Annotated in this window: 6 protein-coding genes and 2 pseudogenes; 5 read left to right on the forward strand and 3 right to left on the reverse strand. The window is 67.1% G+C overall.

The annotated features are described in order from the left end of the window. The first annotated feature begins 338 nt into the window (after nt 1-338). Nucleotides 339-551 (forward strand): hypothetical protein, encoded by a 213-nt coding sequence (locus ABZU52_RS23545; RefSeq protein ID WP_354973154.1) that lies wholly within the window; start codon nt 339-341, stop codon nt 549-551. 247 nt (nt 552-798) lie between these two features. On the opposite strand, the pseudogene ABZU52_RS23550 reads toward ABZU52_RS23545, so the two are convergent. Further along, nucleotides 799-1,125: pseudogene (locus tag ABZU52_RS23550) on the reverse strand (tyrosine-type recombinase/integrase); the annotation flags it as partial. On the opposite strand from ABZU52_RS23550, the pseudogene ABZU52_RS23555 reads away from it, so the two are divergent. The 3 genes and pseudogenes from ABZU52_RS23555 to ABZU52_RS23565 all read left to right on the forward strand — a co-directional run. Then, nucleotides 1,067-1,213 (forward strand): annotated as a pseudogene (locus ABZU52_RS23555) (hypothetical protein); the annotation flags it as partial. The pseudogenes ABZU52_RS23550 and ABZU52_RS23555 sit on opposite strands and share 59 nt — an antisense overlap. Then, the gene (locus ABZU52_RS23560; protein ID WP_354973152.1) at nt 1,182-1,415 is read left to right on the forward strand and encodes an aspartyl/asparaginyl beta-hydroxylase domain-containing protein; all 234 of its coding nucleotides are present in this window, start codon (nt 1,182-1,184) and stop codon (nt 1,413-1,415) included. The pseudogene ABZU52_RS23555 and the gene ABZU52_RS23560, both read left to right, overlap by 32 nt. A gap of 158 nt (nt 1,416-1,573) precedes the next feature. Further along, on the forward strand, nt 1,574-1,936 hold the full coding sequence (locus ABZU52_RS23565) for a cyclic-phosphate processing receiver domain-containing protein (protein WP_354973153.1): 363 nt from the start codon (nt 1,574-1,576) through the stop codon (nt 1,934-1,936). 593 nt (nt 1,937-2,529) lie between these two features. Here ABZU52_RS23565 and ABZU52_RS23570 read toward each other — a convergent pair. Then, nucleotides 2,530-2,997, reverse strand: coding sequence for a hypothetical protein (locus ABZU52_RS23570; RefSeq protein ID WP_354973149.1), 468 nt, complete (start codon nt 2,995-2,997; stop codon nt 2,530-2,532). Nucleotides 2,998-3,239: 242 nt separating this feature from the next. Next, the gene (locus ABZU52_RS23575; protein ID WP_354973150.1) at nt 3,240-4,259 is read right to left on the reverse strand and encodes a hypothetical protein; all 1,020 of its coding nucleotides are present in this window, start codon (nt 4,257-4,259) and stop codon (nt 3,240-3,242) included. A gap of 715 nt (nt 4,260-4,974) precedes the next feature. Between ABZU52_RS23575 and ABZU52_RS23580 the strand changes: the two genes are divergently transcribed. Further along, nucleotides 4,975-5,799 (forward strand): hypothetical protein, encoded by an 825-nt coding sequence (locus tag ABZU52_RS23580; RefSeq protein WP_354973151.1) that lies wholly within the window; start codon nt 4,975-4,977, stop codon nt 5,797-5,799. Nucleotides 5,800-6,000: the final 201 nt, after the last annotated feature.

Genomic DNA, 6,000 nt, shown 5'->3' on the forward strand with positions numbered 1-6,000 from the left:
GACTGCGTGGGATACGGGCGGCGACGACCAGGTGGTGCCAGGTGGCGCGGAATCCGTACGGGGCACAGTGCAGAGCGCACTCCCGCAATGCGTAAAGCCTGCGCTGCGGCGAGAGCGTGCTGTCACGGAGGCGGCGCGCCTGCGCAGGGAAGCTGGTCACGGAGCCAATGATGGCGCTCTCCGCGGGACGGCACGACCACGTTTCGGTCCCCGGACGAACCACAACGCAGGACGAGACCCCTCACGTGAACACACTCGGCTGCGCTCACGATGCACGGCCTGCGGCAGATCCGGACGCACAGGCGGCGACGTCAAGGCGGTTAGCGTAGATTCGGCGCGTGCTGGAGGCGTGGGGGCTGACCCTGACTACGGACATCGCGCGGCAGGTCAGGCAATGGCGGGCTGGAGGCTACACATGGCGAGCCATCGCTGCCTGCGCCGACGACGCCTGGGGCACCGACTCCCGCGGCAACCAACTGTTCGGCGAAGACTTGTGCCTGGCGAGCGCGCGGCTGCTCGGCGAGAATCCAAACGCCGATCCCTGGAACTGACCCGGTTGACGATTATCCCTCGACCGACGCCCGCTGTGACCGCTTGATCTGGTCCGCCTGCGCGCACTGTCATCGGCAAAGCCGTGAGCGGCGGATCATGTTCCGGAGGCCATGTAGGCGGCGAGGATGTAGCTGGGGTGGCGGTCGAGGTTCTTGCGGGCTCGGTCGTAGCGCATGGTGGTTCGCGGTCGCTGTGGCGGGCGGCGATCTGCACGCCGCGCAGGCTGACACCGGCGTCGAGCCTGGTCGTCATGAACGTGTGGCGCAGCATGTGCGGGTGCATCCTCGGCATCCGGATCCCCGCGGCGTGGGGGAGGTGTTTGAGCCGGCGGGTGGCGGCGTGCCGGTCCATCCGCCCATGATGCATGTTGCGCAGGATCGGCCCGGCGTTGCGCTCGTCGACGGCTCGGTCGATGGCTCGGGCCACCGCAGGTGGCAGTGGGACGAGGATGACCTTGCCGCCTTTGCCGCGCACGCGTAGGACCCGGTGGCCGTGATCCTCGCCCAGGTCGGTGATGTTCGACCCGCAGGCTTCGAAGATCCTCAGCCCGAGCAGGCCCAGGCGGGCGACCACGGCGAAGTCGTTCGGGTTCGAGGACATGCGGGCGGTGGTGATCAGGGACCGCGCCCATCTCGGACTCGTCGTGCCCCAGGACTGCGCGCTACGAGTCGGCGACGAGACCCAACAATGGCGCGAGGGCGAAACCCTTTGTCTTCGACGACACCGTCACGCACGAGGCGTGGAACTACGGCACCAGCGACCGCGTTGTGCTCCTGTTCGACTTCGTCCGCCCCGGCTCCGAGCACATGCCGCAGGATGAACTGCCGGCCTCAGTGGCCGGCTTCGTACGGCGCGGCGGATGAGCCAGAGCACGACACGACCCCGTTTCATCCTCCCGTCCCGAGAACACCGCCGACCGCCGGGCCCGCCCGGCAGCACCCCATGGGCAGCACGCTCAATCCAGCTCGGTACACGGCAAAACCGGATGTCGGATCCCGACGGTGGCAGGCATCATCATTGCGTGCATGCCCGCCAAACGATCGTCCTGATCGATGACCTCCGTTCGTTCGCGGATGGTCGCAGCGCCGAGGTGGCCCGCACCAGTGCCGCCGGAATTGACCTCCTCGATCGGTACCGGGACCGGCGCCTGGACGAGCTGTGGCTGGACCACGACCTCGGCGGGGACGACACGATCTGGCCGGTCGTGGAGATCCTCGAACGGGCGGCCTTCGACAAGCGCCCCTTTAACGTCGGCGTCATCAACATCCACTCTGCCAACCCGGCCGGCGCCGCAAAGATCGCCCAGGTCCTACGACACTGGGGGTATCGCGTCCGCGTCGCGTCAGGCTCCACGGATGTCGGCTATCTCGACGGCCCCGCGTGAGCTGACTGGCACGAACGCGCCCTTCGAATGGCCAAGGCCCCGCCCTGCGGCAGATGCGCGCACCCGATCTTGCTATTCCAGAACGGCTGTGTCGATCTGGCTGACTCAAGTGGCGGATCCGCCGCATGTTCCGCCCTGCGCCGAACTATCTGCCCTCGTGGGTCGCTGGTAGGGCTTAAGCCTTGCATCCCATTGCTCCAGGTGGCGCTCCATGCCCGCGACCGCGAGCGGCATGGCAAGCCAGTCGCGTCGCCCTCGTCGCCCCGGCGCCGCTGCCAACCCAGGATTGGAACCGCCTGGCCTGCCAATGAGTCGTGCAGCGTGACGCTCCGAGTATGTTGATCATGGGTCTCCCGCTGCCCGAGATCGGCAATCGCGGGGCCCAGCGCCTCGTCGAATGCCGCCTCGTCCTCGGGCAGCATGAAGGTGCTGACCTGCTTCGAACGCGATCCCGGTTCGAACATCCGGCCATGATCGCAGACGCCCCTTGCTCTTGGCAGCCGCGCGCGTAGATCGTTTCTGGTCACTCGACGTCGTCGTAGCCCCAGAAATTCCAGCCCTCGGCCAGGCTGCACGCCGGCATGACTCAAGCCTCAGCAGTCGTCCTGCTTCCACTTTCCGTCTTCCCGCACCCACGGCTCCTTGTTCTGGTTCAGAGCAGGCACGTCATAGGTGTAGGTCACTCGTGCCAGATCCCCTGAGATCCGCGCCTCGAAGCTCTTGATTGGCATCGCTTTGCCGTACATCTGCTTGGCGGCCGTCAGCATCCCGGTGAATTCGCTGAGAGTCACGCGTTCCTTGCACCTGGCCGAGAACAGCTCGTACCCGACTGTGGGCTCCGCGTCGAGGAAGGCATCCGAGTACGCCACCACCGCTTGGCGAAGCACCGCCTCCTCGCTGGTGTCTGGAGCGGTCGGGCTGGCCGCCGCACCCGACACCCCGGTGGCGGTAGGAGCCGGCGATGTCGAGGACGGAGAGGCTTCCGGCTTATCGGCGCTGCTGCTGCAAGCAGTGAGGGAGAGCAGGCAAAGGGGCATTACGATCATGACTTTGCGGATCATGGCGCGCACAGTACTGCCGCGATAGCCCTCGATACTCGACGGGATCATGGCGGCCAGTTCGGCTAACAGCCGTGCAGGCGGTCGGCGCGCGCCAGCCTACCTCTGCGTGGCGCCCTACAGGCCGGGACGGTAGATGGTGATGGGTCGCACTTGGATGTGGGTGGCCATGCACCCGTACGACTGCGACCGGATCATGGGGGGGCCTGCCCGACCCGCCGCCGCAACCGACCGGCTGACCGCAGTCACCCGCCGGGAGCCTCCTGCAGGTTCACCTGGTACCAGCGGTCGGCGGTGATGAGGTGGAGCACCGGCCCGCGGCCGACGGCCGTCACTCGAGGTGGCAGCGGGGCGCCGTCGGGTAGGACGAGCTGGTACTCGCCGATGACGCGCATCGCTTCGCCGTCCAGTGCACCCACCACGAACCGGTAACGCTCATGCCCGTACCCGCCAAGGAGCCCGACACGGTCGCCGCTGATCGTCAGCGCTCTGGCTCCGTCGATCGGGTTGCGCCATCCGGTGACCTCGTCTCCGCTGACACGCACAACGGGAAAGTCCGTGTAATAGCAGGTCCAGACCGCGTCGTCGGTGACGTTGAGGGCGTAGCAGTCGCTGATCGCGCCCCAGCCGTTGTCAACATGGGATGGGAATCTCCACGCCGGCTTCAGCTCGGGTGTGAAGCGGATCAGACCTGTGGCGCCGATCGGTGGCGGAGTGTCGCTGTTGCCCCAGCCGTAATTGCCGTAAACGCCTTCGTCGAAGTACCCGACCCACACCTCACCTGAGGTGGTGGTGAAAATGTGCTCGATGCCGTCGCCGAGGGTTGCTTCCACCTCGACGTTCCCGTCGCCGTCGTAGATCACGGCGTTATGGTCCGGGCCGTCGGGGCGCCACCGGCAGCGCGCGCCGACCACCAGCACCCGCCCGTGGGGCAAGGGCTGCAACGAGGGATGGGCCAGCGTCAGCCCCGGCAACGGGATGATGTCGATCCTCTCCCCGGCCTGTCGGCTCCATCGCCCTGCGACGGGGCGATCGGTGGTCGGGTCAGGAAACGTCGCCCAACCAGGTTGGGTGGTGACTGATCGCAGAGCCGCCTCGTCGCCAGGGTTGGACCACAGCGCGACAAGGTCACCCTCGGGCCCGATCGACGCCGACACCAGCACGTCGCCCTCGTCCGGCTTTCGCAGCGGCACACCCGGGTTGAGCTTCCATGCCGACCGCGCCCCATCGGCCTTTCTTCGCGAGCGGCCCTTCCATTCCTTCACCCAGGTACCTCATCATCCCGCCATGCCAGCTGCCAGCCAATTGCTGTCGGCTCCGCGTGAAAACTGACCCCGTGGTTCCGGGCGCCCGGAACAGAGGGATGAAGGTTGAGCCGGCGTGGATTGCGACATCTCGTCGAACTCGAGGAGGTTACGGTGCTGCTGGCCACGCTGTCCTACTGGCGCTGAAACGAACTCGGCGGGCCGCGGTCCAGCGCCCACCAATGATCTGGCCCTCGGACCCGGACGCCTGCGGCCAACCTACCTGACCTCGAACGGAGTGTCGGCTTTCCGGATCCCCGGCTCGTAACTGGGCACGGTGGATAGTCCCGCAGTCGTTCCTCGCCAGATCGCGGACGCCGGCCCGAGGTACGGCGATCGGAGCAGCCACCTCCCCGCCGTAACGGCCATGGCTGACGGCCGGGCCTACCAGAATGGAGAGCAGGAACAACCGCCGACGTAAACGGATTCTCCACCAAGGCTTGGATGCATTAACCTCGGAGGCCGGCCTGCCCAACGTGCGGCGCCGGTACCGCACGTCACTGACCCAGGGATGGCAGCACGTTCGAGCCGGGCCAGGCTCCGGGGAGCCCGCTCATCCTCAGCGGGCTCCCGAAACGGCTCAACCGAGGCCCAACAGTTCAGCTGCAGAGGCGCGGATCGCGGCCAGATCCGTGCACATGTGAAGCGCCGTGGACTGACCGGAGAGGATGTGTGCGTGGATCCCACAACGTTGCACTGGGCATCACGCCGGTATCTGACGAGGCGATACGAGGAACTCCAGAGGGCGTATGGCCAGCTGTCCAACAGTGGCCGCCAAGCCGATGGGTACCACTACACCACCGACGCGAAGCGGATCTTCCCCCGCTACAACGTCGTGGACGCCATCCTCATGGAGGTGGAGCGGCTCGATCCGGACCGACTTCCCAGCGGTGACGTGGTGGCCAGCATGATGCTCACGGCTGCCGAGAGTGCTAACTCCCCCTTCACCGAGCCCCCATACGACGAGGTCCAAGCACGGGCCATGGCCGATGAGCGCCGGCTGTTCGCCGCAAAGGTGCAGCACTGGACGGCGCAGCCCGATTTCCGCACCGACCCCGTCCCGTACCGGCGCGTGCTGACGCCCGAGGAGTCATCAGCCTGGCGGACGTCGCTGCAACGGCGATGGGGGGTGCAGAACGGCTGGTGGCACCCGTTGCTGAGTGGTTCGGTTCCGCACGACGTGCTGGTCCTGACCGGGGAGTCGATGTGGGAGGGCGACGGCGTTGATCAGGTTCGCCGAGTTCTGCGAGAGCTGGGCCGGCGGCGTGTAGTCGAGTTGCGCGAGGATGGGACCGACTACCTGTTGGATGTGGAGATCGTCGCCCCGAGGTACACCGGGCCGGAGGGTCTCTGGATCGACGAGCACCACGATTGGATTGCCTACGCATCCCACGAGGGAACCGTGGCATTCGGCGGCGTACTCTCCGCCGGGCTCGCGGCGACCTGGCCTGACGTCGACGGTTGGCGATGGCCCGGATGGCAGGAACTCGGCCAAGGGTGAACCATGCCATCCGTCAAAAGGCCGCGAGACGCACTCATATCGACGTGGGCGGACGCCGCCCTACCGGCTCCGCGGGGCCAGCGCTGACGCCTTCGGTTCCGCCGAAGGCGTCAGCTACTTGAGCGCGCACCTGATCAAGCGGTCCTGGCGACCGCGCCGCGCCGGAGCGGCGGGGGGGGGGCGCCCCGGCCGCGCGGGAGG

Origin of the sequence: Micromonospora sp. NPDC005220, assembly GCF_040607895.1 — a bacterium.
Taxonomy (GTDB): domain Bacteria; phylum Actinomycetota; class Actinomycetes; order Mycobacteriales; family Micromonosporaceae; genus Micromonospora.